At 37.4% G+C, this 2,051-nt stretch carries 3 protein-coding genes; all 3 read right to left on the minus strand.

Annotated features, from left to right (window positions below; genetic code table 11):
* A partial coding sequence (locus tag WCG23_13290; protein ID MEI8390845.1) for a hypothetical protein occupies positions 1-419 on the minus strand: 419 nt, incomplete at its 3' end.
* A 22-nt stretch (positions 420-441) separates the two neighbouring features.
* Positions 442-1,005 (minus strand): hypothetical protein, encoded by a 564-nt coding sequence (locus tag WCG23_13295; GenBank protein ID MEI8390846.1) that lies wholly within the window; start codon positions 1,003-1,005, stop codon positions 442-444.
* 98 nt (positions 1,006-1,103) lie between these two features.
* Positions 1,104-1,805, minus strand: a complete 702-nt coding sequence (locus WCG23_13300) for a hypothetical protein (GenBank protein ID MEI8390847.1) — start codon at positions 1,803-1,805, stop codon at positions 1,104-1,106.
* Positions 1,806-2,051 lie beyond the last annotated feature (246 nt).

Genomic DNA, 2,051 nt, shown 5'->3' on the forward strand with positions numbered 1-2,051 from the left:
ATATTACTTTTAGCTTCTTTTTTAATATTATTATTTTTTACAGATAATTCTGTTACGGCAGGAACAACCAGCGCAAGCGAAATTCCAAAAGTAAACAGAGCAAGAAAGCCGCCAACGAAGCAAAGAGCAAAACTGCCCGGTGTCATTACATATTGAGAATTTTTAAAAACAGGCACAAGCCCCCTGTTATTTGATAATTCAATGTTTTTAACAACAATAGGTTTTTCATAATTATTTGTAAGTACAAAAACTCTACCGATATATTTGCTATTTAATTTTGTAGAGAAGCTGGTCTCTTTTTCCTCAAGATTAACCACATTTTGATAATCGGGAATTTTTTTATCCGATTCAGCAAAAGCAGCTACAGGAAACAGATTTAAATAAAGCAAGCCTAAAAAAAGGCATACAAATCTTTTCATTAGTTATTATCCTTCCAATTATTTAAAGAGCTATTTCGCTTGGGGAAGTAATAAAACCTTCCATAACTTTAGCCGCAGAAACAGTTGCAGAAGTACCAGTTCTCCAAATACCAAAAGGAATTAATATAAGAAGAACACCGATTACGCTTAAAAACACCGCACTCGGTCTTTTGCTTTCACCTCTTGCCTCAATGCTTAACTGAATAGGATGATCAACTTTATTAATGTCTTTAACTTTGCCTTCTTTTATTAAAATATAGCCAGGTCTTCCGTGCTGCCCTGAATGAACAACTTTTTCCACATAAGCAACACCGTTTATCCCTTTTTTAAACACTAAATGGTTGTCGATAACAACATCCTCATCAATAACAATAGAGACAAGATCACTGCTTTGAAGAGAATCACTGCTTAACGGATATTTAAGAACAACAGGAACAACTGTTCCGCTTGGTATAGAAACCACTTCTTTATTTACAGAAGACGAAACAGGAGCTTTTTGCGCCTCAACATTAGCCGCAAAAGAAACACCTGAAGTCAGAAAGAAAAACGAAACCGTCAAAAATAAGCTGAAAACCTTTTTAATCATAATAACTCCTTACACAGACCGACACTAACAAAAAACATGTAAAGTTTAGCATAAGAATAATTTATATGATATAAAAAGGCTTCAAATTGTATAAATATTTACCCCATCCCGGAAGAGGCGACTTTACTGCTTGCACCGGCAATACTGCCGACAATAGAAGCAACCATTTGACGCTTGCTGGTCAAATCAGAAGTGTAAGCCTTCAACTGCTGCATCCACTGCCCGTTGAGAAAATCATTCAACGCTTCTGATGCTGAAAGAGAGGTTTTAGTAGTGCTGAGAAAGTTTGACTGATCCGCCGAAAGAACACCGCCCAGAGCCTTAATCTCGTTTAATTTTCTGGTTTCATCCTGATTAACAAGATCGGCTTTCACTGTTTCACCTTTAGAAGCAATTTCCGCAAGCGCATTTGCCCTATTTTTTTCTAAAGAATTAAGCCCGCTGATAAATTGCGAGGAATTAAGAGTACCAAACCTTGAAGCGATATCTTCTCTAAGACTTTGCAAAGCAGGGTCATACTGATCCTGAAAACTTTTTGACGCACTATTAATGAACGCCTGCTTTGTAGAATCAAATTGAGACGACAACTCAGACGCAGTCTTGCCAATGGTGGACATAACATCGTTAATTTTTGTCTGTGCAAGCTGCTTGCTGGCTTCTTCGGCAGGATCCGGCACATATTGAGTAACAATAGAGCCTGACGGATCCAAATAAGTTTTACTAACGACTGTATCACCGTATTTAACGACACTCGGCTGATAAGTCGGAGCCGGAGGCGCTGATTCCTGACCTCTTCCCATAAAATATTTCTCCTTTCTGTAAATATTTAACTATATAACTCGAATTGATAAATCGCCAAAATTGTCATTGCGAGGAAGCTCAAAGAGCTGACGTGGCAATCTATTTCAAAGTATTTCTTTTGTCATCCTGAGCCTCTTTTGTCATCCTGAGCAAAGCGAAGGATCTATCCAAAAAAGCATTTTCACTTAAAAGCCAAAAGGGACAGATGTTTCGCTTTGCTCAACATGACAATAAGAAAATTAATT

It is taken from the genome of bacterium (assembly GCA_037147175.1).
In the GTDB taxonomy this organism is placed as follows: Bacteria; Cyanobacteriota; Vampirovibrionia; order Gastranaerophilales; family UBA9971; genus UBA9971.

Bases quoted from the DNA above. Each gene is read 5' to 3' on its own strand.
- WCG23_13295 (MEI8390846.1), bottom strand. From the start codon at position 1,005: ATGATTAAAAAGGTTTTCAGCTTATTTTTGACGGTTTCGTTTTTCTTT.
- WCG23_13300 (MEI8390847.1), bottom strand. From the start codon at position 1,805: ATGGGAAGAGGTCAGGAATCAGCGCCTCCGGCTCCGACTTATCAGCCG.